The organism is Thermococcus kodakarensis KOD1 (assembly GCF_000009965.1).
GTDB lineage: Archaea > Methanobacteriota_B > Thermococci > Thermococcales > Thermococcaceae > Thermococcus > Thermococcus kodakarensis.
Genome location: NC_006624.1, coordinates 1175763 through 1201994, shown reverse-complemented (window position 1 = coordinate 1201994; position 26232 = coordinate 1175763). Strand labels below are relative to the sequence as shown.

Below are 26232 nucleotides of genomic sequence, written 5' to 3'. Positions count from 1 at the left end.
ATCCCTCTTCAATTAGTTTCAACTTTATTATTGGCGCCCGAAGGCGCCTTAGACAGTGAAACACTCACTAAAGAAGCAAGCGGGTAAAAAACCCTTTTAGAATCTGAACCTTGTATGGGAGGCACGTAATTTTCCGCCAGCGCTGAAGCTTTTAGAAAAAGCTTCACCAAAAGATTGAATGTCTTTGTGAAATTGGTTGAGAAGTAGATTCTCCTGATGAACAAGCAAAGAAATACTGGTTTTCTTCTTTTTTAACGCCCTTTGGGCGTTATATTGTGAGCAAACCCCTTGAGAATTGCCAATTGGCAATTGAGAATCACTGAAACTCAGCAGTTTAAAAAGGACATTCACTCTTTGATGAAACTTTGCACTGCAAAGTTTCTGTGGTGCGGGGGCGGGGATTTGAACCCCGGAACCCCTGCGGGAGTGGATCTTGAGTCCACCGCCTTTGACCAGGCTCGGCAACCCCCGCACCCAAAGGCGAATTCACCACCAAAGCGCCGCTCCTAATAAGCGTAACCGCCGTCACGACCTCCTCAACCGTCAAATCCTCAGACAAAGCCACCTCAAGCAAGCTCGCAACCACGCGGCTCACGTTATCCCAGCGCTCCTTGGCCTTCCAGTATATCTCTGGCGGTAGCGTAATGTGCAGACGCGGTGAAAGGCGCCTCGGCTTCCTCCGCTTCCGCGCTCCAGCCTGCTCCCGCTCCCCAGCATAGGAGTGTCCAGACACACCAGACGATTTTACCATGACGAAAACACCCACCAGACTTTATAAATTTTTAGCCTAAAAGCCTTACGAATTGAACAACTTTAACCCGACACCCGTCGTAAAGTACAGAAAAGAACACCAAAAAAGCCCGCTCGTGCCTTCTTTTTGTCCTGGTCCTGCAGCAGCTCGGCAGCAGGACCTCCGACCAGGAACGACACATGACGAAAAGAACGTGAAACCCACCGCCAGAACAACCCCATTACCTACCCAAATGAACCTTCACAAACTCGAAAAACCCGCCAACCGACTGCTCCTGAGACCTACTCGCAGGAACCTTCCTCCCACCAAAATGCTTGTGAAAAGGCCAACTCCCAGCCTCAGAATGATACGGCTTATTGTCCCACCGAACCAAAATAGAAGCACCCTCCTTCTCCGAAAAAGCACGATTAAACTTAACAGACCTAAACTCCCTCCCCAAATCCCTCACATTCCTAAGCACCCTACGCGTCTTCTCATGAGGAGAAACCCACGAAAAACTAACATCACAAAACACAATCTTCCCCAAGCTTACATCCTCAACCATAAAACTCACACGAAGAGCGAAAACAGTCCCATCCCGAAAAACACCCCTCACATCCAACATACCATCAGCACTAACAATCCAATAATCCCTCACAACACCACTACGCTTAAACATCTCCACATCAGCAACAATCTCCCTAACCTTCCCCCGAATCCAAGAGGACACATCCTCATCTGACTCTAACGGCCGAGAATGAACCTCAAAAACAGAATCCATAGCTCATCCCTTGAGCGCGTGGTACATCCTCAGATCCCAAACATGCTCCTCAAGCCACAAATCCTCGCTTTCCATAGCCATCTTCTCAAGCTCCTCAAGATCGGCAGTCCCATACATCTCACGAATATCCTCAACCAAAGACTCATAGAACTCAAGAGCATCCTCACGAGAAAGAGTCTTCTCCTTAATCAACTTATCCACCTCCTCAGGAGAAGGCCGAGGACCAGAAATAACAATCTCAACCGACGTAGTACGCTGAACCGTAATCGTCCCCATACCCGGAACACTCGGATGAACAGCAGCAGGAACAACAGCACGCTTCTTCCTCTTCCCCACTTCTCCCACCAATAAAAACTCAACAAAGAACATTAAAAATCTGTCGAAAATAAAAAATTACTGCAAACCTAACCCCCCACCAGAACAACTCTCAAGTCTTAGACCCCTTCCCAAAACACCTGTACCCAACTAACATTCCCACAGCATACATCGCCAAGAGAAGTACATCTTCATCCCCCGGCCGGTATTTTCCCAACAAATACTTCAACCTCATGAATTCATTACAAGTCAAGGCCTCAGGACCATACCGCCTAAACTTTCGAAGAAGCTCTTCCAACTCCCTACGCTCAGGATCGTTCTCAGGCCTTTCCTCCTTTACAGACCTAACCACATCTTGAATGCTGGATTGAACACTAGAAACCTTTTCCCTTGCAATCCCTCTCGTTCTCTTATTTAAGAATCTCACGGCCTCCTCCTCGAAGGGAGGCGTCAAGAAAAACAACAGAGCACCAGCAACAAGGACTGAAACCCAGAAGTTCCCAGTCAGCATCCACAAAGACGCTCCCACCGCTCCCGAGATGACACCAGGCAATGAGACCATTCCCACAAGTTCAAGAACCCACCACCTCTCTTGCCAATACGAGACTATACCAACCACAATTCATCACCTCGCCAAAATTCATTGAGAATTCTTGGATAAAAGTTTTTCTTAAGAAGCACCAAATAATGAACGGTGCCAAAAATGACGACAATAAACATTGACATCTCCCAAATAGCAAACACAGTTCTCGGCATAATAATCTCCTTCCTGATCATACGGGTTTACCAGCTCGGAGAACGCTCAGCAAGGAACGAAGAGAAAATAAAAGAAAACACCGAACAATTCGACAAAATGAACAAGACAATAGAAAACATAAACAAGAACATCCTCGACCTAAAAGAAAGAATGAGCAAAGTAGAAAAAGGCTTAGACGACCTCCCCACCCTAATTCTCACAACCCTCGAAAAAGAATTGGCAAACCTCGAAAACCGCATCATAAGAGGTGAGCATCATGACTAAACTAACACTCGAAGAAGTCCAAAGAAGAAGAGAACTAACCGAAAAACTCCGAGCAGGAACCATAACCAGAGACGAAGCCATAGAACTCGCACAAATCCTCGAAAAAGAAAAGAAAATCGCCGAAGAACAAAAAGACTTCAACGCACTCCTCGCGATAATCCTCCTCCTCGGCCTACTCTACGCACTCACAAAAGAAAAATAAACCTAACCCTCCACCGGAACAACCTCAAGACTTTGGCCTCATCGCTTCTTCTTGTTGTTTGATCCTGTTTTAGCAGATTTTGGCACTTTTATGACTTCTGTGATCACCAGCCTCACAAAGTCTCCATCTTCTATGTTCAAAAGATCCCGGATATCCTTCGGGATTACAACCCTCCCATTCGCGCTGACCCTTCCAACAATCTCGACGTTGTCCACCTTCGCCACGAGCACCACCTAAGACATTTTGCCATTTTTGACATAAATACCTAACGGTTTTGTATTTTTGACATATATGACATTATGACATCAAAAACAATGACGACATTTTTACCACAAACCTTATTTGCGATGACATTAATGACATTTTTGACAAAAATGTCAAGGTGTCGCCAATGCGCGTTGTCTCGGTGTTTGAGTTGAGGGAGCTTCCCCTCGAGGAAGCCATGAAGAAGCTCGACGAAGCCGACTGGGTCCTGGACGAGGACAGCCTCTTCTACCCGGCCGACCTGTACAGGGAATTCATCCCCGCCAACAACTGGAGAAATCTCCCGAAACGGGAGAAAACTGCCTCACACCCTAAGAGGCCGCGCAACTACTACAGGAGGGTGAGACCATGAGGCGTGAGGAGGTTCTGGAGTTGATGAAGGATCTACACCGCTACCTCGGTGATATGGGTCTGACTCCCTGCGTTGGCAACAACTACTGGCCTGCTGACGACAGCTACGTGCTGAGGGTACATGCCTCAAAGCTGTACCGGGAGGACCTGGAAAGAATCCTCACATTCGCAAAGGAGCGCAACCTGGAGGTCCTCATCGACATAAGGCACGGACTCCTCGAAATCGAGTTCTACGACACAAAACACGTCGGTGGGGACTGGTGAGGAGGTGAGGGCATGACTGCTGACCTTGAGGAAAAGCTCAGGAAACTCTTGCAATCGCAAAAGGCTGAGCTTGAGGAGTGGCTGAGGGAAGCCAGGGAATTCGTTGCAGACGTGGCTATAGAGGAAGGGAAGTATGGCTACAATGACACTATGTACCCTCCGGAGCTGTTTGAAGACGCCCTCAAGGCGGAGGTGCTTGATGAAGAGATTGAAGATGTGAAAGAGCTGGTCAGGATGATAACGGCCATTCTCGAGGAGGTGAGACCATGAGCAGGCGCGGGAGAAAACCCGTTCTCAAGGCATGGCTTGTGAGAATACACGGGAGAGAAAACCGCGAGATAATAATCCAAGCCAAGACGCGGGAGGAAGCCGAGAGAACGGCTCGCTTCATCGTCAAACAGAGCTTTCCTTTTTCGAGCTACTCTCTCAAAAACCTCGGGAGGGTGAGGGAATGAGCTGGCTGGCGGTTCTCGGCAGGTTCGCGGAGGAGTTTGAGATCAGGCTCGTAGATCTCTCTGAAGTTCAACAGATCGTCATCATGAACAGCCTCTACGGCGGCGGAGAACACATCGAGGTGGATCTTCTCCTCAGGGGTGGGGAGAAGGTTCACGTGAGAGATCTTCCGACCTCTGCCGACATCGAGAAGATCGTCAGGGACCTCAACCTCGAGGTCAGGAGGAGTAAGGCTGGAAAGAGTGATTTAAGCATTCTCGCGGTTGAGGAGACTGGAGTGAGGCGCTTCAGCTTCTCAGAGCTTGAACAGCTCAGGAACTTTCCAGAAGAAACAGGGGTGAGAGCATGACCCGCGCCGTTCTCTATTTTGATGTTTCCCAGCTCTCGGAATTCTCCAAGGCTCTCCAGAGAATCGAGGAGCTTAGAATCATCGTCCCCGTTGAAGTCGAGAAAATCACTACAATCGAGGACGACATCGCGGTCATCCTCAACGTCCCCGAGGACTCCATCGAGCTTGTCAAAAATGCTCTCCCGTCGGCGGTGGTGGTAGCATGACGGAGTGGGTTGTCATCAGATACAAGTTCAACGAAATAACAAAGTGCTGGGAGTACGACGGAGTGACAATCCTCGGTTCTGATGAGCTACTTTTAGAGTATCTCCGCTCGCAGGCTGGTAGCGTACTACATTACCGGTACGAAATCACGACCATGCTCAGGCCGGAAAGGAGGGATGTCGAATGACCAACGACGGCGACAGGAGGAACCTTATCACGACCAGCAGAGAGATCAGGAAAGTAAGGAGGCAGACCATAAGCGCCATCTTCAACCAGCTTCAGGGATTCAGCGCACACGAAGAGTTCTCAGACCTCGTCCAGGAGGCCAAGGAGAAGTATGGCATCACCAGGATCGGCGTCTTCGACGTGGACATGATCATCTGGGACTTCAAGAACGCCATGCCAATAGCGCTCCTCGAAGTCAAAAACCGCCACCAGCTCCAGGAGAGCGACGGCTACGCCATCTTTGATGAGCCTCAATACACCTTCCTCGAGGACCTCGGCAACTACCTCGGCGTTCCCGTCTTCTACGTGGTCAAGACGCGGGTGAAGTGGCTCGTCTGGAAGGTCGAGAGAGGCCTCGCCGTGAGGAGAAAGCTCGCCGACGGGAGGAAGATAGTTCTCCTTCCACTGGACAAGGCCGAACGCTACAACCACGGCGAGATGGTTCACAGGTTTCTGAAGAGGCTGATGGAGAGGTGAGAGAATGGACGACATCAAAAAGGTAGGCCTCGGCCTCTTGCTCGGGATTCTGATAGAGAAATATGCTCCAGGAGCCGTTGAGGCCACAGGAAAGGCCGTCAAAACTACTATCCTAACTCCAATAAAGGTGATAGAGAGATGCCTAGAGGAACTGTGAATCACTCCTCAGCTCGCTTCTCCCTCACAACCCCGCCGCTGATAAGCCCGCCAAGGATGCTGAACAGGTACCCAGCTATAGTGCCAAGAAGAAACGAAACACCCTCGTTACTCAGAACCTTCTCATTACCAAGGTACAGAACCCCACTAATCAGAGTTATCGCAAGAATTGATAAAGTGATAACCGTCCTGCTCCAGTATCGGTACTTCTCCAGCTCAAGCTCCTTTCGGGAGGTAATATCTTTCTCCCTAACATCAAAATACCTGTCCCCAAGCCGCTCAACAGCCTTTATCGCCTTATTCAAAGTCTCCAGTAACTCCCTATCAACGGCCTTTGGAGACTCCTTGGGAGTCTCAGGTATCTCAAAATCAACCTTATCCTCGGCCATTCTACCACCCGACACCCTTTCGGTTTTTGCGGACTTAACCCTTTCGGAGGTGATAGGGTATGGACTGGGTGTTCTTCCTCTTCGGCTTCATGCTCGGGAGCATGATAGGGATCTCCTTCGGGATCCTGCTCAGGGACGAGATGAAGAGGTCCTGACCATGCTTTCTTTTCTTTGCAAAAATCTTTCAAAATCATGCGGGAGGGAGAGAGAATGAGTGAGAGAGAGAGGGTGAGATGTTAACAAAAGTTACAGACGTTACAGGCGAGATTTCGGAAAATAAAGACAATTCTGGCGTTACAAATGAGATGTATCGGAATGTAACTGAGGTAACCGAAAAGTATCGGAATGTAATCGAGTTTCTAAACCTAATCCAGAAAGCGTTTAATCTACAAAGAACTGTTGAAGCCCTACCCTATTATGTTCTCTGGACCAATGGGAGACTCAGCTTAACAAAGTTGAAGGAGATAATGGAAGAATACAACAGCCATTTACCTAAGCCATATACTCACAGTTCCTTAAAAGTAGCTTTATCCGTTCTTCGCCGTGATAAGACCAACGTCCTCGAGGTGAAGGACAAGGAGCTCGGCATTACCTACTATGAGCTGAAGCCTGAGGCAGTGGAGGAGATTCTGAATGTTCTTCAGGTTGAGGCTAAGCTCAGGGAGCTGGAGGAGGCCAAGGCTAAGGATCATGAGGACTTGGTGAATCTCGCTCGTGAGTTCTTCAGGGAGTTTTACAGGGATAGGATCGCGGAGGCTTTGACGGGTTCGAGGGATCGGTTTATTGTTGTGGACTGGATGGAGCTTAATGCTGTCCTGCCTCAGCTGGCGGAGGCCGTTGTCGAGCGTCCTGTTGTTGCCATCAAGGCCTTCAACGATGCCTTGAGGCGGTTCGTTGAGGAGGACCTGATGGTCGAGGTCAGGGGGGAGTGGTCGGTTCACTTCACGAATCTTAGGGATAAGCTGAAGCCTGAGGATGTTAGGGCGGAGCATGTTGGGAAGCTGGTTGAGATCAAGGGTCTAGTTACTGGGGTGAGTAATGTCCGGTCGTTTTACAGGAAGGCGGTGTTCGTGTGTTTGGACTGTGGCGCGAGGATGGCGAGGCTGCAGCAGCCTTTGAAGCCTCTGGTAAGGCCGAAGAGGTGTGAGGCCTGTGGTTCGAGGAACGTTGAACTGCTCGAGGAGGAGAGTGATAAGCTGGACTTCCAGTTTTTCAAAGTGCAGGATTCGCCTGAGGATTTGAGTGGTGGTGAGCCGTCGGAGAGGCTGGCTTACGTGATTGGTCCTCAGGCTGGGATTCTGAAGGGTGGTATGCGGGTTCGGTTGAGCGCTATTGTTCGGGAGCGTGTTTACAAGAAGGATGATCTTCCGGTCTATGAGCGGGTTCTGGAGGTGAATCATGTGGAGGTTCTGGACAAGGCCATGTCGGTTGAGGAGCTGAGCGAGGAGGACCTGAGGAGGGTCAGGGAGCTGGCGAGGGTGCATGGGGATAAGCTGCCTTTTGTGGTGGCTTCTTCGATTGCGCCGAATCTCTACGGCTTGGAGAGGGAGAAGTTGGGTGCGGCTGTGTCTATTGTTGGTGGCGTCCCGACTCAGGCGAAGCCGAGGGGTCATATTCACCTCTTGCTCGTTGGTGATCCTGGGTGTGGTAAGACTGAGCTGTTGGGGGCCGTGGAGAGGGTTGCGCCTAAGGCGATCTTTACCTCTGGTCCCGGGTCGAGTGGCGTTGGCCTTACGGCGACGGTTAAGAGGAACGAGGTCAGTAAGGGGGACTGGATGATCGTTGGCGGTGCGCTGGTCCTGGCGAGTGGGGGAGTATGCCTTATTGATGAGCTGGAGAAGATGAAAGAGGATGAGCGGAAGGCTTTACACACGGCCATGGAGCAGCAGCTTATCCCGATCAATAAGGCTGGGATTAACGTGGTCCTCAAGATTGACACGACGATCATGGCGACTGCTAACCCAAAGGGTGGGAAGTTTGACCGGGATAAGACGGTGATTGAGCAGATTGACTTTCCGCCGACGCTTCTTAATCGCTTTGACCTGGCTTTTGTCGTCCTGGACGATTACCAGGAGGGGGATGATGTCCTGGACTACGTGATGGAGGTGAACGATGCTGGAGCAGCGGGACCTATACCTGAGGACCTGCTGAGGAAGTTCTTTGTTTATGCGAGGAGTTTGAGGCCGAGGTTCTCGGAGGAGGCTAAGGAGGCCATTAAGGCTGGCTTCAAGGAGTTAAGGAAGAAGTATAAGAGCGGGAAAATCGCGCTGAATCTGCGTTATTTCAATGGCCTTATGAGGATCGCGGAGGCCTTTGCTAAGCTGAGGTTGAGTGAGACGGTGGAGCCTGTTGATGTTGAGAGAGCGGTGAACCTCTTTGAGTCTTCGATCAGGATGATTGCGTATGATCCTGAGACGGATCAGTATGACTTGGCCATCCTCGAGGTTGGGGTGCCGAGTGATGTGCTGGACCTTCAGGAGAGGGTGATTGGTTTTCTGAGGGAAGCCTCTTCTTGGTTCCCGAATGGGGTTCCTTGGGGGACTGTGGTGGATGCTATGGTGGAGAAGGGTTATCCAAAGGAGAAGGTGGTGCAGGTCCTACGGGATCTTATGACTCATGGGAGAGTTGCGGAGGTTGAGGCTAATAGATTGAAGTTGGTGGGGTGATCTCCCGTTTCGGGAGATTTCTCCATTTTTCTGGTTCAGTGTTTAAATCACCAGGGTGAAAATGGGTGATTGAGGGGGATTCACCCAGGATCCCCGGGTGAAAAAGGGTGAATCCCTCAAAATCCCCCGGTGAAATTGGGGGATTCTGGTGGTGAGACCGGTGGGTGATGGCGAGAGGAAGTACTACATCTGTTTGAGGTGTGGTCATAGGTTCTGGAGCAGGGCTAAGAAGCCTCAGTGCTCGGTTTGCAGGTCTAAGAGGGTCATGCTTTACGAGGACTTTCTGAAGCTTCCTGAAGAGGAGAAGCAGAAGCTTCTTGGAGGCTTTAAGGTTCAGCAGGTACATGGGGATGAGCAGGGAGAAAGGGTGAAATCGGGGGATTCTCAGGGTGATTCTAAGGTGGTTTCGGGGGATGTTGAGGGGAATCCCTCAGAATCCCCGGGTGAAAGTGGGGGAGATAGGGTGAAAATGGGTGAATCCCCCGAAATCACCAAGAATCCCCAGGTGAAAAAGGGTGATTCACCCAAAATCCCCCAGGTGAACTCGGGGGATACGAAAGGGGAGAAGGTGAAGGGTGAAAGGGTGAAGCGGTTTTCTCTGCCGAGGCCTAAGCTGTCGTGGAAGGTTTACGCTATTGGCATTGGCCTGGCTTTTGCGTACTATCTCTATAAGGTTGGCTGGTTCGATGAGCTGTTCAGGCACTTGAAGAGGCTTGGAGCGTTGAAGGACGCTAAGGAGGATGAGGAGGACAAGCCGGTCGTCCGGTCGAGTCCTGTTCTGGGGAAGATTGAGGAGAACCTGAGGAGGGGTTGAGGGTGTTTGATAAGGCGAAACTTGCCATGGCGATGGCAAACCCTGTTACTGCCGTGAAAGTGAAGAGGCTCAGTGATTGGGTTGATTCCCTGGTGGAAGCGTTGGATGAGACTGACGTTGAACCGCCGGAGAGCGAGGACTTTCAGGATGCCGTCATGACTCTCCTCAGCAAGGCGAAGGTGAAACACCTGGAGGACCGGAATTCCCTGGTGATTGAGCTGGGTAAGAAGAGGAAGCTTAGGCTTGTTGCGAGCTTTAAGGTGATTGGTGATGAGTGATTTGCGGGTGATTGTAACGATTTCTGAGACAGGGGACTGTGTGTTTGAAGTCATTGGACAGGCTGAGGCTACGTTACGGCAGATTGGGTTGGCGGTTCTTTACCTTGAGAAAGCTAAGCGGTATCTCCTCGACCTTGAGGAGGCCATTGAACCTGATATGAAAATGGTCATTAAGGGTGAGGGTGATGAGTGAGGAAGCCGTTGCTCAAGAGGTCGTCCTGGACGAGAAGGACATTACCTCTCTCGTCGAGGATGTTGATAAGGACCTCGAGGAGGTTGAGGAGCTACTGAATGAGGGGGAGGCCGAGGTTGAAGAGGTTGCCGGGACTTCAGGCTTAATGACTGAGGAGGAGTTCAACGCGAGGATTGATGAGTTCCAGGAGAAGGATCACAGCCTTACCATCTTTGCCAATTTTTACGTGAAGAACCTTGAGAGGAAGGCGAGGGAGCAGGGGTTGGATGTGGACTTTTCCCTGTGGTGGGACGTTGGCCGGCCTTCGTTCAATGCTGGCCTCTGGTACATGGAGAAGGTCGAGGGTCAGAGTCTCCAGGTGAGCGGGAAGTTTGGCCTTCTAGTCGGTGCTGGGAGTTTGCTTCTCCTGACGTGGATGTATAGGAGTGCTTTGAAGAAGAAGGGTAAAGAGAAGGCCGATAAGGGTCCGGCTGCTGGGGGTGAGAAGAGGACGGGTGAGCCTGAGAAGCCGGTTAAGACTGAGGCCGAGGCCTTGAGGGAGAAGGCGAAGCCGAAGGAGCCTGAGCCTCCTAAAAGCGAGCTTTTGAATAAGATTCAGAAGAACCTTGGTTCTTGATTTCTCTTTTTGGAGGTGGGATCGTGGCGATTCTGGACGTGGATATTCCGCCGTGGAGCATTGATTTAATCTATGGGAACACGGGGAGCGGGAAGAGCTTTTTCGCTGGGTGGCTTATTGAGCAGGCTTATGAGAGGGGTAGGAGGTTCATCGTGCTGGATACGAAGGTTAAGAACCACATCGGTCTGGTTACCCTTCCTGGGGTTAAGCTGCTCAAGGTAAAGGTGGGTGCGAGGTACAACTGGAAAAAGCTCATTGATTTTGATCAGGTCCTCGTGGTCCCTACGAGGGGGACTATCAGCAGGATTGGCGTGGACGGCCTTGTGGAGCAGTACTATAAGCCTCTTCTGGATGAGCTGTTCAGGCGGGATCGAGATAGGATTATTGTGGTGGAGGAGGCTCATAGGTATAATCCGTCCTCGAGGAGGCCGGGGAAGGAGTTGGAGCAGTTGTTTAGGGAGGGTCGTGATGGGAGGCTCTACACGGTGGCGATTACTCAGTCGATAGCGGATTTTCCAAAGCTCCTCTTTCGTCAGGCGCAGCGGCATTTTATCTTCCAGCACTACGTTCCGAATGACATCATTTACCTCAACAGGATGATTCCGGGGTTTTCTGAGTTGAACGATCAGTTGAGAAAGCACGATTTGGTGGAGTTTGTTCCGCCGGATAAGGTGAGGGTGATCAAGCGCGAATTGGTCATCAGGAGGACGAGGCACTACGGGTGATGCTATGGCGAGGGAGTACCTGTTTGATGACTGGCGTTCGGTGTTCCATGCTCTCCTTGGCTTTGCTTCGGCGTTCCTTTTGGCATGGAGCTTAGTAGTTTTGGTTATGTTCACTCTGTATGAGATCAGTGAATCGGAGAAACCGGCTGCTACTCTAGGGGACGTGGTCGAGTTCCTGGTCGGCTACATTTATGGGTTGGCTGTCGTGGTCTGGCTGGCGTTAGGGTTTTATGTCTAAACATCGATAAGTGGGTGGTGAGACCGGTGGGGGTTTACCTTGACCAAGAGGCGAGGGAGATTGTGTTGAGGGTTCGTGAGAGGCTGGCGAGAGAGCTTGGCGTTTCTCCACGGGACGTGTCGGTGAGCATGGTGATCAAGCACCTCTATCACAGGAGCTATAAGCTGGAGAAAACGGTTTAATCGAACTGTTTTTCCCGTTTCGGGAGATTTCTCCATTTTTTTGGTTCAGTACTTAAAAGTCATTGAGCCTTATTCTCCCTCGAGGCCGTTAGGCCTCAAAAGTGCGAGAGGTGGTAGGTATGGAGGACTGGAAGAAGATAATGAGTGTGGACTTTGCCATGAACGTTCTGGGTGTTATAATCGGCCTGATAGTTTACAACAAGTTCCTGAAGGGGAAGTTCTGAAGGCGGGGTAGTGAAATCAGGGAGGTGTGAACCGTGTATAAGGTGAAAGAAACCCTTGATGACGTTCTTAACCTGACGGTTAAGAGCGTTGATATTCCCCGCAACGGGGTTATTGACAGCATAGCGCTTCTTACAAAGCTTACGCTTTCCAACAGCGGAGCTTCTGACACTAACGTTACTATGGAGGACGTACTTAAGGCGATTAATGAAATAAGAGTTGTTAGCAACGGTAATGTTGTTCACTACGCACTTAAGGGAACTGACATCGGTTACCTGAACATTTACGACACTCACGGGAAGGCGCTTAGCCTCAACGATACGGTTAGCGTTCCGGCTGGTGGGACTCAGGATGTCCAGTTCCTCATGGTTCTCGATGCTGGGAAGATTCACGCACTCATAAAAGACCAGCTTCAGATTAAGGCCGAGTGGAACACCAGCGTAGCCACTAACGTTAGCCTTAGCGATGCAGAGGTTAAGATAACTCTCGATAAGGAGGTTTATGAGAGCGGGAGTGAATACGTCGCCGTCTATTCGGCGGGTGATTACGGCGAGATATTCATCGAAGAGCCGAAAGTTTACGCTATCGAGAAGGCGTTTAACCAGCTCGGAGAGCTTACGGAAGTCTTTGAGCTTCCGGTTGGTTCAGTCCTTAAGCGTGCGCTTATGGTCTTCTACGACGACACCGGAGCGAGAGCTGACATCGTAGATAAGTACGCACTCGTTAGGACTAGGCCGGCTAGGATTCAGCTTTACAAGATTGACTACAACACCAGCCGTGAGCTGGACAAGGTACAGTATAAGCTTTCCAGCGTCCCGACCGGTATGACTATGTTTGATTACGACCGTGAGGTCGTCATCGGTGGACTCGACCTCCGTGAGGAGAGTTCGGGAACTTTCAAGATTGCGCTTAAGACCACTAGCGCCGGAAAGCTGAGGTACATTAGTCACGAAATAGTTCCGCAGGTCATAAGCCTTTAAATCAGAGGCTTAAATCAGTCTTTCTTTTCTCTCTATTCTCTGAGAACTTAACGAGGTGGGTAAAATGGTTCAGGTCGTAACTTTTGATATTGGAGGCGGCCACAAAGCCGTTTATACGGTTAAAGATGGTCGGGAGTTTGAAGAGGTTAGGAATCGCCTTCTCAAGAAGTACGGGAAAGCGGACATAAAGCCACCGGACGTGAACGATGTTCTAAGGAAGTATGGCCTCTCTGAGGATGAATTAAAGAGGCTCGTTTCTGAGTCCAAATCCCAGCCGGAGCTTATAATGAAGTTGAGGAAAAAGCTAACAGGTTCTACAAAGTACGACCCAAAATTCCACGACGTTGAGGTTCTTGCTACAAAGATGTTCGAGGCTAAGGAGTTCAAGGGAGCGCCTTTCGAGGGTGATATTCAGAGACAGCTTGAGAGCCTTAAAAAGAGCCTTGTCGTGCGGAATGAAAAAGGCTGGGTTGTCGAGAATGGACAGTTAAAGCCAAAGCTTGAGATGAATACCGGGATTAAGACCGTTCCAGCACCTAAGCCACCCGAAAAGCCACCGATTAAGCCGGTGAGTGTTCCAAAGCCACAGCCTGAACCGGTGATTAAGGCCACCAGCGTTGAACCCACAAAGAGGGGTATTAACAAGGGTCTTTTGGTTCTCGGCCTTTTGGTCGGCGCTGGGGTTCTCTATTACTTCACGAGGAAGAGGTGAGGGGAATGACAGTTCCAGCGGTCGTGATGGTAAAGAACAGGGATAACATCGGGTCAATTCTTCAAATAATCCTTTACTTCTTAGCGTTCATTATGATAATCTACACTCTCTATAAACTGTTCGGGATGTTCAAGGACTGGGGAGAGAAGATAGAGAAAAAGCTAAAACAGGCTGGGGAGTACTTGAACCCTTCTGATTTCTCAGAAAAGGCAAAAACGAACGTTGAGGCAACAAAGACGATTATAAAAGGAGTGCTGGAGGGTAAAACGGACTCTCCAGAATATAATGAGGCTATGAACATATTACACTATGGTGGGGATGAGTGGACGCCGGGGACTGCACCGCCGGTGAACCCGAATAATCCAGTTCTGGGGAGGTATGGCCAGCAGGTAAAACCGGGGGAGTCTAAGACTTTTCACGGAGGGTACTACACTGAGACGGACGTAAACAACATGGTGAAAGACCCTTGGGGAGGTTATGCAACGAGGGAAGACGCTTTAGCGCATAAGTATGGTTTCGTGAGTTATGCGAACTTTAAGGCATGGTTGGAGGGTGTTAAGGCGGCGCTGAAAGCGGAGGGGAAAGACCCGAACGCTATGACTCTCGACCAGTTAGTTAAGTATGGTCGGGAGCTTGAGCGGAAGAAGAGGGAGTGGGAGAAGCAGAACCCCGAGAAGGCAACGCCAACGCTGGACGTTTGGAAGCCGGACGTTCCTGACCATTTGAAACCCTATGAAGCTGATGACGAGCTTTACAGGAAGCTGAACGACTGGATAACTGGAGGTCGTACGGAGGTTATACCAAAGCGCAAAGACCTTCCAAAGCCGATTCCTCTTCCGAAACCCCGCACTCCCGAACCAATAGCGATTCCAATTTGAGAGGTGGTGAATGATGAAGCTGGATAAGGACACGATAGTTCAGGCGCTTATCCTTTTTGTGTTGTGGGTCGCTTTTCAAATCCAGTTCAAAAAGTGGCTAGACAGGGTGAGGTGAGATGCTGGAGTATGAGATTCTCAGCGCTGGGGTTACGGCGTTGTTTACTGCTATTTCAACAGCTTACGTAACCTCTAAAGTCAATCAGAAGCAGTTGAGCATTATTTCAAAGAAGTTAGACGAGATGGAGAAGCGTCTTTACAATCACGAAAATAGGCTTTCGAGAATCGAGGGGAAGCTTAACGGGAGTGTGAGGATATGACGGCGAAATATAAGTATCTGGGAAGGCGTGTTAAGGACAGGGGACAGAAGGGGTTAGACAGCGCACGGGAGTTTTACGACATTATCAAGGCCATTCTACGTGATTACAAGGCGGGGAGGATTACGGGGAAGACGGCACGGGGAAGGTTGCTTTTACTGTACAGGCTTTCGTTTAAGAAGAACAATTCAAAGATTCGCCATTTGTCTAATTCAACGCTTCAGAGGATTAGAAGGAGGATAAAGAAAGCTATGGAGGAAGTTAAGGGGTGATAAAAGATGGTGTTTGCCAAGCCTGGAATTATCAGGCTCGACCCGAGAGAGAAATACGGGTTTGAGCCAGATGACTTGGTAATTCGTCCATTTAAGCCGGGAATTCCGCTGGATAAGATGAGACTAATCTCCAAGTTGAGAGAACAGAGAGCTAAGCAGGACAAAACCAAACCTACCCCTATGCTAAATCCAATCTCAAAGCCAAAGAGCGAATCATTACCGAAACCACAGCCAAAACAGGACAGCGGACAGGTCGAGGGTGTGAACCTCATTGACTTTGAGATGACGGCACTTCCGGGAGCTGGAGGGGGAGCGAAAAAGACCGAACATGAAACAAAAAGAGTTGGCGGGTATAAGCTGATTGTCCCCAAAAAGCCTGAAGAGAAGGAGATCAAGAGGATCGAGAACGCTACGAAAACACAGCCGGACACGGACGGACTTCTGAAGTTCGTTAGGATGGTGGGAATTCTAGCGGTCGTTATCGTCCTAATCGGGTTGTTCATAGGGGGGAGGAAGAAATGACGGGAGAAGTCCGAGTTAATGCGTATTTTGAACCCGCCGATAATATACCGATTGAACTCACAGCCGACGAGCCTTCAAAGGAATGGGATTTTGGAACACCGGTTAGGCTTTGCGCTATTACGGTTTCACACGGAAATGATGACTATGTTATCGTTAGACTCTACCGTTTCGGTGATACTAAACCGTTCTGGGAGCATAAGTTTATGCCGGGATTGAACGGACAGGTGTTTATTCAACCGATTCCAAAAGAGCCGGTTAGAAAAATTGTTGTCGAGATCGAGCCGAAAGCGGGGACTACGGCGTCGGATAGCGTTTTGATAAACATTAGCTATATTTGAGGTGAGGATTATGACCTTGTTAATGAAGGGGACTGGTGGAAGTCGTGTGCTTAAACATAACTTAGTGAGCATAACACCCAGCGGGAACATAGAGTCAGGGATAATGTTTATTGAAAACGCCTCAGGAGGTACGACCTCGGGAGCTATTCTTTATCTACTCGTAATTGGGGAGGGTGGTGATTATGTATCAGCTTAACACGGGTATGGTAAAGTATCATAATGAAAAGGTAGATTCATACGAAGTCCCGGTTAGATTCAGTATAGCAAACCCAAAACCAAAAACAATTTATGCACAGGTAGAAATCATTGACGCCGGGAATCTAAACTTTACTTTTGCAGACGGGACAACAGTAAAGCAGTACTCAATAAACGCAAATACTACATTTGTAGTTTCTGAAAATTTACTGCCGGGAACTAACCCATCTGGGACAATGAAAGATTCAGTAACTCTTAAAGTTAGCTATTATTCAAACTCAAATTACACCGGGTTATTTGGGACTGATACAATACAAATAACCGTTAATTATTATATCCAGAATTCAGATTTAACATGGGTTAGTAGCGATTACCCAGACGACAGCGCATTTATCGTTGATTACTGGGACAATACGTGCTTTTCCACAAGTACAGGCCAGCCTGCTACCGGAAAACTCGGAAATCTCACACTTACAATGAATTCAACAAAAAAAGAGAGTGATACACAGGGTATTGTTTCATCTCTTGCACCACAACTATTACTTTCCGTGGGATGGTACCACACCAGTAAGGGTAGTAAAACTTGGAATGTAAGTGTACCTCTGTCCGGAGCTGAAGCAAACAATGTTTTCCTCGCTGGAATTATTAATTGGACTTCGAGGGACTGGTCAGGTGGGAATACTCCAACGACGAGAATATACGCTGAATTCACAGGTGCAGGTGCTTTTTATTCTACAACTACCGTCCCTTCTGTCTTTAAGTTAGTGTGGTTCCCATCAGAGTTCGAGAAACGTCTTAGATTCTACATATATATCTACTCGTCATATTCGTATGAAGTAACGGATGTTTACATACGCTATATCCTAGACGGGTTAATAGCGTTTAATCCGCTTCCGTGATTCTTTCTTTTTTGCAATATAATCCACGCTATATCCAAATTTCGGTGGTTGTCTTATGGCGTCGAGAGTTAATCTTAAGAGCAAGAAGACAAAGGTAAGGATGGTGGGAAAAGTGGCCACAAGCATTAGGTTTAGATTCCTCTCGGGTGAGGAGGTTGCAACTGATCTCATCACTCTAATAGCGAATAAAATTCATGAAAAGCCTGAAGATGTAGCGTGGTTTATCGAGGTCAAAGCAGTAATGGATAAACTTGGAACCGGCGAGTTCTCCAAGAATGCAAAACCAGAACCCTTAAAAACTTCAAAGAGCGTTCGAGAGCTGATGGATGAAGTTAGGAAGTCATACAAGAAGTTTAAGCGGATTGAAGCCAAAATGAAAAAGGCCGGACTGGTGTAGTCCATGCCGAGGGGTAAAATCAGGACAGTATTTGATACGTCTATTTTGGTGAGTGCTCTTAAATCCAGATCCCCCTCAAAGAGTCCAGCCTGGTTCTGTCTCACGTGCCTTAAGGAAAAGTTCCTTGAGAACTACGTTTCCAGTGAGATTATTGAAGAAATGAAGTTTACCCTTGCCATCATTGCCATAGAAGTGGCTTCAAAAACGAACCGAAAAGGCGTCTTAGCTCTTGCTGACGAGCTTATAGAACTTATACAGCGGAATTCTAAGAAGATCGTGCCTAAGGTGGACTTCTCACGGGATCAGTCGGTTATCAGGATTATTAAGGATGAGTCGGATATTAAGTTCCTCAATGTTGTTTACTCTGCAAAGGCGAAGTTTCTCCTCACCCAGAACACCGGCCACTTTGGAAATTTTGTTGTATCGGGAGGTAAGACGGGTAAGGCAAAGATACGGCAACATTACTTCAATGTTATGACTGCAAGGGAATTCCAGAGTTATTTAAGCTCAGCATACCCAAAGATCGCAGAGAAATGCAAGAAAAAGAGAAAGAAGAGTTAGTTGGGGAAAATATGCCTATCACAGTTCCAAAATCCCCAGCTCTTCTTTTAATCTGTCCACCATGTAGTAGTAGATCCTCACCGCATTCCTGACGTTCCAGCGGTAATTCCTGCCTCCAACCGTCTTTGGTGCTCTTCCCTGGAGGAATTCTATCAAGTGAAAAGCATCGGCCGGCGGGTTTGGAACCGTGCTCATCACGTTGTCGTTCATGAAGTTCTGCCAGAACTTCCTCAACAAGGCGAGGTCCTTCACCTTTGTATAATCCCTGAAAAGCTTGTGTTTGTCGGAATTATCGGCCGTCAGTTTATAGCCTGTGCTAGCGAACCACTCTAGCTCTCTAACTAGCTCCGCAGGGAACACCGCCACGTATCCCCTCTTAGTTCCATGCCTTCTGGTCGGAAGTTTGACCCTCTCCATGTCGTAAACTGCTATCTTCTTCCTCCACTCCTCGGGTAGGCCAAAGGCTTTGAAGGTCTCTTCGACAACCCTTGGATCAAACTGGTTCATCAGCTCTCTAACCTCATCACCGCGGAGGCCTGTAAAGGCGAGAAGCTTGAGGTAGAGTTTTCGTGCTCTCAGAATCGTCTCATTCTTCCCCTTTAACTGGCTGAACATCTCCCTGATGTCTTCGGAGGTTATCACCTTGGCCGACTCGGCTCTTGCGTTGGTCTTGATGTTCGGGATGACTGCCTTGAAGTCAATAGCCTCGCTCTTTCTGATTCTTCCTGTATCTACAAGGAAGTTTATGTAGCTCCTTATTGCGAGGTAGGCGTGCCGGTTGGGATTGCCTTTCTTTGTTGGTGGTATTGACTCAATTATTTTCCTCAGTTCTTCAGGAGTGTTAGCTTTCTTTCCCCAAAGGTATTTGTCCAGTAGAGGGATATACTTTTTAGCCATGCTCGGCGTGCGCCTCTTCACCCATTCAGCGTACTTCTGTCTATCACGACCATAGTGGATCTTGGCCGTTGAGTCCACCAAAGCCTTTCTTGTAAAAATGTTATCGGTGTTCGGCTCTTCTTTGTTGTCATTCTGACTGGAGAGGCCTTCATTTGGCGAAAGAAGAGCATCTTGAGTCCACCGCCTTTGACCAGGCTCGGCAACCCCCGCTCCGTCTTACTCTTCTCCGATGGGATTTAAAAATTTTGGGGAAAAGTTTATAATGATGTAAAGGAAGCTTTACGTAAAGGGAACTTTACATCGGTGATGTGGATGAAGGTTCGCTACTGGCTTGGCTGGGGAGTGATATTTGCCATTGTTCTCGGACTGTTCATTGCGGCCTCTAACCGGGGCAGTGTGACTCTGGGTGTTGGAAGCATCTTCATTGGTGTGCTAATTGCCACGGCCTACGAACGCTACCTCGAAAGAATCGGAGAGGTAATCGTTGATGAGAGAATAGAACGCATTAGTGAGAAGAGCTACGCCCTGAGCATGCGTGTCCTCGGCTTTACAATAGCCCTCACCTTCGTCTCAACGAGTATCATCTCCCAGCGCGACCCATTCTGGAAGAGTGCCTCCATTGTCAGCGGCCTCTTCATGTTCGTCTACGCCCTCCTCCCGCTCTTCGCGAGGGCGCACTACGAGGAGGTGATGTGATGCTGAAGTACGAAGAGCTGCTCGTGGTTTTGGTAACCGGTATTGTGATCGGCTTGGCCTATTCCGTGAAGTCCGGGAAGGGCTTGCTTGCGGTTGGGATATTCCTCCTAGGCATCCTGCTGACCTACGCCCTTAACTGGTACTACAATTCCCGTGTGGAGAGGATAGAGGACGAGAGAACTGAGATGATAAACGCCAGGAGCACGAGGAACGCCTACGCCCTGATGAGCCCCTCCTCTTTGCCGAATACCTCTGGGAGTACAGCAACGGGAACACTGGAACAGCAACTATGCTCCTCATCCCCCTGGTCGTGGGTGCATTCGTGCTCCTTGTCTCCCAGCACTGGTACGAACGGGTGATGTGAGTGAAGAACCGCCTCCGCGAGCTGAGGGAGGAAAGGGGCCTGACCCAGGAGGAGCTCGCAAAGGCCCTCGGCGTCACGAGACAAACGATAATCGCCATTGAAAAGGGAAAGTACGACCCATCCCTCAAGCTCGCCTTTAAGATAGCAAGGTTTTTTGGGCTCAATATTGAGGACATATTCATTTACGAAGGTGATTAGAATGAATGTCAGCGAGAAACTGGCTGGAGGGGTGCTCTACACTCTAGCTTTGGTTCTTTCAGTTATCCGGCCTCCAGTAGATAGGTTGGCCTGCACGGTGCTCCCCAGTGGAGAGGCTTGCACGACGATCAATCCTTTCTTTTTCGCACTCTACATAGGGCTTGTGATGTTTGGGTCTCTCCTGATTGCTCTCGGCCACTCCTTCAAAAATGCCCGCACACGGAACGGCTGGCTTGGAGTCTCAAGCGGGCTCGGCATCGCCATAATCGGAGGTTTTTCGGGACTGAATGAGGTTGTCATATTCGGCGCTTTGCTCGCGACTCTTGGTCTGCTCCTTTACAAACTGGGGGGATCCAAATGAAGGCAGTCCTCGTTGAGGGCCTTGAAAAGGACTACGGAAAGGTCAAGGCCCTGAAGGGGATAAGTTTCGAGATTAAAGAAGGGGAAATATTCGGACTCATAGGCCCAAACGGCGCTGGGAAGAGCACCACGCTCAAGATACTTGCCACACTTCTCCGCCCCACCGGTGGAAAAGCGGAAGTCTTTGGCCACGACGTCGTTGAGGAAGCGGAGGAAGTAAGGGCGCTGATAAGCTACCTGCCCGAGGAGGCGGGAGCCTACAAGAACCTGACCGGACTTGAGTACCTCCGCTTTATGGCGAGGCTCTACGCGAAGGACGAGAAGAAAGCGGAAGAGATGGTCAAGCGTGGAGTCCAGATAGCAGGCCTCGGAGACAGACTCAGGGACAAGGTCTCGACGTACTCCAAGGGAATGACGAGGAAGCTTCTCCTCGCGAGAGCGCTCATGGTCATGCCGAAGTTGGCCATCCTCGACGAGCCAGCGAGCGGCCTAGACATAGTCAACGCCTACACGATAAGGAAGACGATAAAGAGCTTCGCCAGGGAGGAGGGCGTTACCTTCCTTGTCTCAAGCCACAATATGCTCGAAGTCGAGTTCCTCTGCGACAGAGTCGCCCTGATAAACGAGGGAAGGATAGTCGAGTCAGGAACTCCAGCCGAGCTGAAGGAGAAGTACGACGCCGAGAACCTCGAGGAGGTCTTCATGAGGGCAGTTGGCGTCGAGATTCCAGAGCCAGTTGGAGGTGAAGGTTCATGAGCGACTTCTGGGTGCTGGCTAAGAAGGAGATAATGAACCTCATCAGGGACAAGAAGCTCCTCTTCGGCCTAATCATTGTTCCCCTCGTGCTTTATCCTGCTCTAGGAAAAATGATGCAGGTTGGGATAGAACAGGCTCAGAAGGAAACCCACGTCGCGATAGCCAACTTCGACGACGGAAAGTACGGCGAGCTCTTGATACGGGCCCTCAACGTTACTCCAAACGTGACGGTCACCGTTATAAGCGCGTCCTCGCCAGAAGAAGCCCTCGAAAAAGCCTCGGCCATGGAACAAAACGTCCTTGTCGTTATCCCACACAACTTCAGCACGGCGATAGAAAACAACCAGAAGGCTGAGGTGGAGATATACGGCATATTCAACACCATCGGAACGGGAATCAGAGAGAGCGTCAGCGAGGCTAGGATAAAGGTTGTCCTTGACGTGCTTTCAGAAGAGCTTGCAAAGATAAAAATAAAGAACGCGGGCTTTGAGAACCCCGATGCCGTTTTGAAGCCCATTGAAGCCGTCAGCAGGTCGGTTATTCGCGGCAGGGTGGTGGACGTTTCACCCTCACTCGTTTCGTCCGTCCTCGCCTCCCAGTCCACCAGCCTTCCACTCATAGTGTTCCTGATGGTCACAATAACCGCCCAGATGTCGGCTGGAGCGGTGGCGGCCGAGAAGGAGAACAAAACCTTGGAGACTCTGCTGACCCTTCCGGTGAAGAGAACAACGATAGTGGCGTCGAAGATAACTGGGACGGCGGTTATGGGCCTCATTGCGGCTTTAGCTTACATGGTCGGTTTGAGAAGCTATCTCGGAACCTTCCAGACCGAGACGGGGATAAGCCTAAGCGACCTTGGCCTTGGGGTTACTCCCGAAGGGATGCTCCTATTCGCTCTCGTGGTGTTCCTAACGATAGTCTTCGCGCTCTCTCTAGCTATGCTACTAGCTGTTTACGCTGAGGACGTTCAGAGCGCCAACACGGTTGTAAGTTCGGTTATCCTGCCGCTGGCCTTTCCGGCCTTCCTGCTGATGTTCGTTGACCTCTCCCAGCTTCCGGTCTTTGCCCGCTACGGGCTGCTGGCGATTCCGTTCACCCACCCGATAGCGGCCTACAGGTACGCCATAACCGGCGAGTACGCCCCAATGCTATTCAGCGTCGCTTACCTTGCAGTGGTGGCACTCATAACCCTCTACCTGACGGCGAGGGTCTTCTCAAGCGAAAAGGTTCTGACGGCAAAGATAAGCTGGGGGAAGAAGAGGAGGTAATCTCTTTCTTTTTCACTCTATCGGAACGCCATCCTTAGTCCTCGGCGCGAGCCACTTCATAAGCCTCTGCGGGTCTTTCGTCCTTATGATTATCGTTATCGGGCCGAGCGGGCTTTCCTCGTTGAAGTTCACGACACCTGCATAAGCGGCCTGCTTGTTCACCTTGATGATAATCTCCTCGCCGAAGTAGCCCTCCTCAAGGAAGCTCCTCGCAGTATCAAGTATCGCCTGCCCCCTGAAGAGTTCATAGAGCCTGCTGAGGGCCTTCCTGCTCCTAGTCTTCGCGGTGAGGATTATATAGTCCCCCCTGTCAAAGGCCTCGAACTCCAAATCTGGGATAAGGTTCAGCATCGCCTTCTTAACTTTCTCAATATCCTCCGTCGGGTAAACATAAGCCTCAACCTCAACTTCCTCAAACAGCTCGCTCATGGTCTCACCCTGCCTGGATTGGGGAAGGGGATTAAAAAGCTTCTCAAAGCTTCGAGATAATTTCATCAACGAGCTTTTTCACTTCAGCTTCGTACTCTTCTCTGGAGCCGTTGTTCACCAGCATGTAGTCGGCCATCGCTATAACTCCTCCGATGCCAAAGCGGAGCTCCTTCCAGTCCCTCTCCTCAAAGTCCTCCCAGGTCTGCGGGTCGTCGTGTCTGCCCCTAGCTTTGAGCCTCTCAAAGCGCTGCCTCGGTGGTGTGTGGACTGCAACTATAATGATGTTCTCTTCCGGAAAAGCCCCCCTAAAGGTCCCCACCTCATCAAGGGAGCGGACGCCGTCTATAACGACGACCTGCGAACCTTTTAAAAGCGCTCTCACTTTCTCGACGGCGAGCTTTGCAACGGCGTTCTGCCCGAGTTCCTGCCTCAACCGTATGCTGACCTTGGCAACGTTCTCCTTGGTAAGCTCAAGACCGCGCTTTAGGGTTTCCTCCCTGACGATGTCCCCGAGAGAAACGCTTGGAAAACCTCTCTTCTCAAACTCCTTTACGATTTTACTCTTTCCAGAACCAGGCATTCCAGTGACTATGACTATCATCGCGCCCACCCGAAGTAGCTGGAAACCCGCTTAAAAACCTGATGGGTAGTTAGGTGGACAAAATTTTTTAAGGTTCAGTTTAAAAACTGGAAAGGTGGTATCTATGAACATGATATGGTTCATTGCTGGCCTGATAATTACGTTCCTCGTAAACATCCCGTTCGGCTTCTGGAGGACACACGCGAAGAGAAGTGGAAGCAGGCTGGAGTGGGCGCTGGCAGTGCATCTCCCCGTCCCACTTGTGATAGTCTTGAGAAGGCTCGCGGGGCTGAGCTGGAATGCCTCGGGAATTCCGTTCATCCTCATCTTTGTCCTGGCCTATTTCCTAGGCCAGAGAACAGGAGGAAAGCTATACAACAGGGCAGTCGAGAACGGTTTTGAACCCGGGAGGAACATTTTCAATCTGCTCGCCATTAGGGGAAAAGAAGGAGAGGCTATTTGAGGAAGTCGTAGAGGTTTCCCTTCCTCTTCTTTGGCTTCTCCTTTTCTGAGATAGTGTACTCGACACCGAGGTGTCTGTAAATCCCCTCAATGATTTTCAGACCGATTCCCTCAACCTGGAGGAGATCCTTCGGCTTAGCCCTCAGTATGTCCTCAACGCTCCTGAAACCGGCGTTGTAGAGCGCCCTCGCCCTTCTCCGTCCAATGTTGGGCAGCTTAACCAGCTCAAGGAGCTCCTCCCTTACACCGTGCCTCAGGCGGAGGTGGAGGTCGCGGAGGTACTGAAGGACGTCTTCCTTTGGCTCGAAGAGCTTGTAGAGCTCGATGAGGGAGTACATCAGCCAGTCCGCAAGCTCAAGGATTCTGTAGAGATCGCCGGGGTCTATGTTGTAGGTCTCGTATATCCTAGCCTCTGGGACTTCGTTTATCCAGTCGAGAAGGACTTTAGCCGTTTTCACTTGCCCCAGGAACCCCTGGAAGCGAGAGTCCTCGTAGTAGGGGATGCTTGAGTACAGATGCTCTTCCATTTCGTAGGCCAGATCGAGATAGTCCTCCATCTCCCGCCTTCTGGCCGTTAGAGTGGCCATGTCCGGGGTTGATGCGAGGAGCTGGAATATGCCGAAGGGGTTCGGATTTCTCTCGATAGCTGGAAAAGCATCTTTGAACTTCTTCGCCGTGAGTGGATCTATGTAGAGCTGGGAAGTTCTCCTTCCGAAGGGGAGGGCTATGAAGCGGTTCTCCACATCCATGTCTATGAACTCGTTCTCTATGAGGAAGTAGACGATGTCCTTGGCCTTGTACTCGAGCGATGAAGTATCACCCCTCTGGTGGGCGTAGAAAGTCCTTGAAAGGAAGTCAACCAGCTCTCTAAAGTCCTCGACGCCGAAGTTGGTTATCAAAGCTAAAACCTGGCTCCTGAAGGCCTGCTCGTTGGCCAGCATCGAGAAGAGCTTCTCGGGTTTTCCATGGATGTACCTGTCAATTAACTTCTTGGGGTCTTCGGTTCTCGCGACGATGATGGCCTCACCGACCTTGTCGTACTTCGGCCTTCCGGCCCTTCCCATCATCTGCTGTATCTCTAAAACGGGAATGTCAGTCCAGCCGAAGTTGGCGTATCTCTTCGTATCGCGGATTATTACGCGGAATGCAGGGAGATTTATCCCAGCCGAGTTGTGAACGATGAAGCCGACGCTGTAGCTCTCGTCCCCTTCAACCTCAAGGTTGTAGACGTCTCCTTCGTACTCTTCTTCTTCAATGGAGCGGACTTTTAAGAGGAGGTAGTTCTTCCAAGTCCTGTTGACGTTGTACGTCCTGTTTCCCCTTTGGGGGACTTCGAACCCAAGCTCTTCAAGGAGGGAGTAGTAGCTTTTTCCGCTGACCTTTACGTCGTAGATTGGTTTCCTGGTCTTGCCTATGCCCTCAGTTCTTATGCTCCTGTGGATCGAGGAAGTGTATCCAAGTGATGCCACAAGGAGCTGGAGCTGGTAGGCGAGGGAAGGGGAGACAGTGGAGTATGATATGTAGTTGGCTCTCCTCTGGGACTCTCTCCTCACGTATCCATCGCCCTCAATTAGCCCCCTAAGAAGCCCCAACCTTACCTCTCTGTTCTTGTTCAAAAGGAGGAGTGGCGGTATTGACTTGTTGTCCGCCCCATGTCCTATATTCTCGCGAAGCCACTCTGCAAAGCGCTTGTTGCAGAACCTCACAGTCCGCCGGTTTCTTTCGTGGTCTTTGACAACTATTTTGGCGTGAGGGAAATATTTCCGTATCGTTCCGGTTATGAACTCTGTAAGATCTTCCTCGTTGGAGCTGATGTCGAACTTTATCACACCATTCTTTGAGGTAGAACCCTCGGCTATCCACAGGCCGATTAGGCGGGCAGTTTCAAAGTTCAGTGGGAGGTATTCGGGCGTCCTCTTTACGGAAGGATGGAGCTTGTCCGTTTTTCCGTGCTGGTTGACAACGTAGACTTCCTTTCTCAGGGGAATTTTGTCCGCATCAACAGAGGGCTCTGGAATCGGCTGGAGAAGCATGTAGGA

44 protein-coding genes, 1 tRNA gene and 2 pseudogenes are annotated in these 26232 nt (G+C 50.0%); 36 read left to right on the top strand and 11 right to left on the bottom strand.

The features are described 5' to 3' along the window. Positions 1-384 precede the first annotated feature (384 nt). The 4 genes from TK_RS06840 to TK_RS06825 form a co-directional block, all read right to left on the bottom strand. Positions 385-472, bottom strand: a tRNA-Leu gene (locus TK_RS06840). 499 nt (positions 473-971) lie between these two features. Next, complete coding sequence (locus tag TK_RS06835) at positions 972-1511, bottom strand: hypothetical protein (RefSeq protein WP_011250328.1); 540 nt, start codon at positions 1509-1511, stop codon at positions 972-974. Between the two features lie 3 nt (positions 1512-1514). Further along, the gene (locus tag TK_RS06830) at positions 1515-1856 is read right to left on the bottom strand and encodes a hypothetical protein (protein ID WP_143598697.1); all 342 of its coding nucleotides are present in this window, start codon (positions 1854-1856) and stop codon (positions 1515-1517) included. 82 nt (positions 1857-1938) lie between these two features. Beyond that, complete coding sequence (locus tag TK_RS06825) at positions 1939-2445, bottom strand: hypothetical protein (RefSeq protein ID WP_011250326.1); 507 nt, start codon at positions 2443-2445, stop codon at positions 1939-1941. 84 nt (positions 2446-2529) lie between these two features. Here TK_RS06825 and TK_RS06820 point away from each other — a divergent pair, with 84 nt between their 5' ends. Then, positions 2530-2847: a hypothetical protein gene (locus TK_RS06820; RefSeq protein WP_048053724.1), complete on the top strand. Its 318-nt coding sequence runs from the start codon at positions 2530-2532 to the stop codon at positions 2845-2847. Next, positions 2840-3049, top strand: coding sequence for a hypothetical protein (locus TK_RS06815; protein ID WP_011250324.1), 210 nt, complete (start codon positions 2840-2842; stop codon positions 3047-3049). The genes TK_RS06820 and TK_RS06815 overlap by 8 nt, the downstream gene beginning before the upstream one ends. A gap of 38 nt (positions 3050-3087) precedes the next feature. On the opposite strand, the gene TK_RS06810 is transcribed toward TK_RS06815, so the two are convergent. Beyond that, positions 3088-3279 (bottom strand): AbrB/MazE/SpoVT family DNA-binding domain-containing protein, encoded by a 192-nt coding sequence (locus TK_RS06810; RefSeq protein ID WP_198407735.1) that lies wholly within the window; start codon positions 3277-3279, stop codon positions 3088-3090. A 161-nt stretch (positions 3280-3440) separates the two neighbouring features. Between TK_RS06810 and TK_RS06805 the strand changes: the two genes are divergently transcribed. From TK_RS06805 to TK_RS12045, 9 genes are read left to right on the top strand one after another with little or no spacing between them, the layout of a single operon-like run. Beyond that, positions 3441-3665, top strand: coding sequence for a hypothetical protein (locus TK_RS06805; RefSeq protein WP_048053723.1), 225 nt, complete (start codon positions 3441-3443; stop codon positions 3663-3665). A 23-nt stretch (positions 3666-3688) separates the two neighbouring features. Continuing rightward, positions 3689-3928 carry a hypothetical protein gene (locus TK_RS06800; protein WP_143598696.1) on the top strand — a complete coding sequence of 80 codons (240 nt, stop codon included), beginning with the start codon at positions 3689-3691 and terminating at the stop codon, positions 3926-3928. A 12-nt stretch (positions 3929-3940) separates the two neighbouring features. After that, on the top strand, positions 3941-4198 hold the full coding sequence (locus tag TK_RS06795) for a hypothetical protein (protein ID WP_011250320.1): 258 nt from the start codon (positions 3941-3943) through the stop codon (positions 4196-4198). After that, positions 4195-4383, top strand: coding sequence for a hypothetical protein (locus TK_RS06790; RefSeq protein ID WP_011250319.1), 189 nt, complete (start codon positions 4195-4197; stop codon positions 4381-4383). The genes TK_RS06795 and TK_RS06790 overlap by 4 nt, the downstream gene beginning before the upstream one ends. Beyond that, entirely contained in the window at positions 4380-4730 is a 351-nt protein-coding gene (locus tag TK_RS06785; protein WP_011250318.1) for a hypothetical protein, read from the top strand. The genes TK_RS06790 and TK_RS06785 overlap by 4 nt, the downstream gene beginning before the upstream one ends. Further along, a complete protein-coding gene (locus TK_RS06780; RefSeq protein ID WP_011250317.1) occupies positions 4727-4936 on the top strand; it encodes a hypothetical protein in 210 nt (69 codons plus the stop codon). The genes TK_RS06785 and TK_RS06780 overlap by 4 nt, the downstream gene beginning before the upstream one ends. Then, on the top strand, positions 4933-5121 hold the full coding sequence (locus TK_RS06775; RefSeq protein WP_011250316.1) for a hypothetical protein: 189 nt from the start codon (positions 4933-4935) through the stop codon (positions 5119-5121). The genes TK_RS06780 and TK_RS06775 overlap by 4 nt, the downstream gene beginning before the upstream one ends. Continuing rightward, positions 5118-5636: a hypothetical protein gene (locus tag TK_RS06770; RefSeq protein ID WP_011250315.1), complete on the top strand. Its 519-nt coding sequence runs from the start codon at positions 5118-5120 to the stop codon at positions 5634-5636. The genes TK_RS06775 and TK_RS06770 overlap by 4 nt, the downstream gene beginning before the upstream one ends. 4 nt (positions 5637-5640) lie before the next feature. Then, positions 5641-5793: a hypothetical protein gene (locus tag TK_RS12045; RefSeq protein WP_011250314.1), complete on the top strand. Its 153-nt coding sequence runs from the start codon at positions 5641-5643 to the stop codon at positions 5791-5793. Between the two features lies 1 nt (position 5794). Here the strand turns inward: TK_RS12045 and TK_RS06765 are convergent, their stop codons facing one another. Further along, on the bottom strand, positions 5795-6181 hold the full coding sequence (locus TK_RS06765; protein ID WP_011250313.1) for a hypothetical protein: 387 nt from the start codon (positions 6179-6181) through the stop codon (positions 5795-5797). A 233-nt stretch (positions 6182-6414) separates the two neighbouring features. Between TK_RS06765 and TK_RS06760 the strand changes: the two genes are divergently transcribed. From TK_RS06760 to TK_RS06675, 18 genes are all read left to right on the top strand, one after another. Beyond that, positions 6415-8847 (top strand): AAA family ATPase, encoded by a 2433-nt coding sequence (locus tag TK_RS06760; protein ID WP_011250312.1) that lies wholly within the window; start codon positions 6415-6417, stop codon positions 8845-8847. 148 nt (positions 8848-8995) lie between these two features. Next, positions 8996-9661: a hypothetical protein gene (locus TK_RS06755; protein WP_011250311.1), complete on the top strand. Its 666-nt coding sequence runs from the start codon at positions 8996-8998 to the stop codon at positions 9659-9661. Positions 9662-9663: 2 nt separating this feature from the next. After that, positions 9664-9939: a hypothetical protein gene (locus tag TK_RS06750; protein WP_011250310.1), complete on the top strand. Its 276-nt coding sequence runs from the start codon at positions 9664-9666 to the stop codon at positions 9937-9939. Further along, the gene (locus TK_RS06745; protein WP_011250309.1) at positions 9932-10132 is read left to right on the top strand and encodes a hypothetical protein; all 201 of its coding nucleotides are present in this window, start codon (positions 9932-9934) and stop codon (positions 10130-10132) included. The genes TK_RS06750 and TK_RS06745 overlap by 8 nt, the downstream gene beginning before the upstream one ends. Beyond that, positions 10125-10748, top strand: coding sequence for a hypothetical protein (locus TK_RS06740; protein ID WP_011250308.1), 624 nt, complete (start codon positions 10125-10127; stop codon positions 10746-10748). Before TK_RS06745 ends, TK_RS06740 begins: the two co-directional genes overlap by 8 nt. 23 nt (positions 10749-10771) lie before the next feature. After that, positions 10772-11473: a helicase HerA domain-containing protein gene (locus tag TK_RS06735; protein ID WP_011250307.1), complete on the top strand. Its 702-nt coding sequence runs from the start codon at positions 10772-10774 to the stop codon at positions 11471-11473. Between the two features lie 4 nt (positions 11474-11477). Continuing rightward, entirely contained in the window at positions 11478-11711 is a 234-nt protein-coding gene (locus TK_RS06730; RefSeq protein ID WP_011250306.1) for a hypothetical protein, read from the top strand. 17 nt (positions 11712-11728) lie between these two features. Further along, positions 11729-11893 carry a hypothetical protein gene (locus tag TK_RS12040; protein ID WP_011250305.1) on the top strand — a complete coding sequence of 55 codons (165 nt, stop codon included), beginning with the start codon at positions 11729-11731 and terminating at the stop codon, positions 11891-11893. Between the two features lie 257 nt (positions 11894-12150). Then, entirely contained in the window at positions 12151-13095 is a 945-nt protein-coding gene (locus tag TK_RS06725) for a hypothetical protein (RefSeq protein WP_011250304.1), read from the top strand. 64 nt (positions 13096-13159) lie between these two features. Continuing rightward, a complete protein-coding gene (locus TK_RS06720; RefSeq protein ID WP_011250303.1) occupies positions 13160-13807 on the top strand; it encodes a hypothetical protein in 648 nt (215 codons plus the stop codon). 5 nt (positions 13808-13812) lie between these two features. Then, on the top strand, positions 13813-14685 hold the full coding sequence (locus TK_RS06715) for a hypothetical protein (RefSeq protein WP_011250302.1): 873 nt from the start codon (positions 13813-13815) through the stop codon (positions 14683-14685). A 116-nt stretch (positions 14686-14801) separates the two neighbouring features. Further along, positions 14802-15002 carry a hypothetical protein gene (locus TK_RS06710; RefSeq protein ID WP_011250301.1) on the top strand — a complete coding sequence of 67 codons (201 nt, stop codon included), beginning with the start codon at positions 14802-14804 and terminating at the stop codon, positions 15000-15002. Beyond that, positions 14999-15271: a hypothetical protein gene (locus TK_RS06705; protein ID WP_011250300.1), complete on the top strand. Its 273-nt coding sequence runs from the start codon at positions 14999-15001 to the stop codon at positions 15269-15271. The genes TK_RS06710 and TK_RS06705 overlap by 4 nt, the downstream gene beginning before the upstream one ends. Positions 15272-15277: 6 nt before the next feature. Further along, positions 15278-15793 carry a hypothetical protein gene (locus TK_RS06700; protein ID WP_011250299.1) on the top strand — a complete coding sequence of 172 codons (516 nt, stop codon included), beginning with the start codon at positions 15278-15280 and terminating at the stop codon, positions 15791-15793. Beyond that, positions 15790-16131, top strand: a complete 342-nt coding sequence (locus TK_RS06695) for a hypothetical protein (protein ID WP_011250298.1) — start codon at positions 15790-15792, stop codon at positions 16129-16131. The genes TK_RS06700 and TK_RS06695 overlap by 4 nt, the downstream gene beginning before the upstream one ends. A 182-nt stretch (positions 16132-16313) precedes the next feature. Beyond that, on the top strand, positions 16314-17225 hold the full coding sequence (locus TK_RS06685) for a hypothetical protein (protein ID WP_011250296.1): 912 nt from the start codon (positions 16314-16316) through the stop codon (positions 17223-17225). Positions 17226-17328: 103 nt separating this feature from the next. Continuing rightward, positions 17329-17622 carry a hypothetical protein gene (locus TK_RS06680; protein ID WP_143598694.1) on the top strand — a complete coding sequence of 98 codons (294 nt, stop codon included), beginning with the start codon at positions 17329-17331 and terminating at the stop codon, positions 17620-17622. Positions 17623-17625: 3 nt separating this feature from the next. After that, positions 17626-18183: a putative toxin-antitoxin system toxin component, PIN family gene (locus TK_RS06675; RefSeq protein WP_011250294.1), complete on the top strand. Its 558-nt coding sequence runs from the start codon at positions 17626-17628 to the stop codon at positions 18181-18183. Positions 18184-18201: 18 nt separating this feature from the next. Here the strand turns inward: TK_RS06675 and TK_RS06670 are convergent, their stop codons facing one another. Beyond that, positions 18202-19158, bottom strand: a complete 957-nt coding sequence (locus tag TK_RS06670; RefSeq protein WP_011250293.1) for an integrase — start codon at positions 19156-19158, stop codon at positions 18202-18204. A gap of 228 nt (positions 19159-19386) precedes the next feature. Between TK_RS06670 and TK_RS06660 the strand changes: the two genes are divergently transcribed. The 6 genes from TK_RS06660 to TK_RS06635 are packed head-to-tail and all read left to right on the top strand — an operon-like array spanning position 19387 to position 22722. Then, the gene (locus TK_RS06660) at positions 19387-19776 is read left to right on the top strand and encodes a DUF2178 domain-containing protein (protein ID WP_232500567.1); all 390 of its coding nucleotides are present in this window, start codon (positions 19387-19389) and stop codon (positions 19774-19776) included. Next, positions 19776-20135 (top strand): DUF2178 domain-containing protein, encoded by a 360-nt coding sequence (locus tag TK_RS06655; RefSeq protein ID WP_011250291.1) that lies wholly within the window; start codon positions 19776-19778, stop codon positions 20133-20135. The genes TK_RS06660 and TK_RS06655 overlap by 1 nt, the downstream gene beginning before the upstream one ends. A 5-nt stretch (positions 20136-20140) precedes the next feature. Continuing rightward, positions 20141-20338, top strand: coding sequence for a helix-turn-helix transcriptional regulator (locus TK_RS06650; RefSeq protein ID WP_011250290.1), 198 nt, complete (start codon positions 20141-20143; stop codon positions 20336-20338). Between the two features lies 1 nt (position 20339). After that, positions 20340-20699: a hypothetical protein gene (locus TK_RS06645; RefSeq protein WP_011250289.1), complete on the top strand. Its 360-nt coding sequence runs from the start codon at positions 20340-20342 to the stop codon at positions 20697-20699. Then, positions 20696-21454: an ABC transporter ATP-binding protein gene (locus TK_RS06640; RefSeq protein ID WP_011250288.1), complete on the top strand. Its 759-nt coding sequence runs from the start codon at positions 20696-20698 to the stop codon at positions 21452-21454. Before TK_RS06645 ends, TK_RS06640 begins: the two co-directional genes overlap by 4 nt. Beyond that, positions 21451-22722 carry an ABC transporter permease gene (locus tag TK_RS06635; protein WP_011250287.1) on the top strand — a complete coding sequence of 424 codons (1272 nt, stop codon included), beginning with the start codon at positions 21451-21453 and terminating at the stop codon, positions 22720-22722. Before TK_RS06640 ends, TK_RS06635 begins: the two co-directional genes overlap by 4 nt. A 12-nt stretch (positions 22723-22734) precedes the next feature. Here the strand turns inward: TK_RS06635 and TK_RS06630 are convergent, their stop codons facing one another. Further along, complete coding sequence (locus TK_RS06630) at positions 22735-23151, bottom strand: RNA-binding domain-containing protein (RefSeq protein WP_011250286.1); 417 nt, start codon at positions 23149-23151, stop codon at positions 22735-22737. A 43-nt stretch (positions 23152-23194) separates the two neighbouring features. Next, positions 23195-23752, bottom strand: a complete 558-nt coding sequence (locus tag TK_RS06625) for a dephospho-CoA kinase (RefSeq protein WP_011250285.1) — start codon at positions 23750-23752, stop codon at positions 23195-23197. Between the two features lie 103 nt (positions 23753-23855). Here TK_RS06625 and TK_RS06620 point away from each other — a divergent pair, with 103 nt between their 5' ends. Continuing rightward, a complete protein-coding gene (locus TK_RS06620; protein WP_011250284.1) occupies positions 23856-24194 on the top strand; it encodes a hypothetical protein in 339 nt (112 codons plus the stop codon). Here the strand turns inward: TK_RS06620 and TK_RS12365 are convergent. Both TK_RS12365 and TK_RS12360 read right to left on the bottom strand, forming a co-directional pair. Further along, positions 24187-25362, bottom strand: a pseudogene (locus tag TK_RS12365) (helix-hairpin-helix domain-containing protein); the annotation flags it as partial. The gene TK_RS06620 and the pseudogene TK_RS12365 overlap by 8 nt on opposite strands. 228 nt (positions 25363-25590) lie before the next feature. Then, a pseudogene (locus tag TK_RS12360) lies at positions 25591-26226 on the bottom strand (LAGLIDADG family homing endonuclease); the annotation flags it as partial. Positions 26227-26232: the final 6 nt, after the last annotated feature.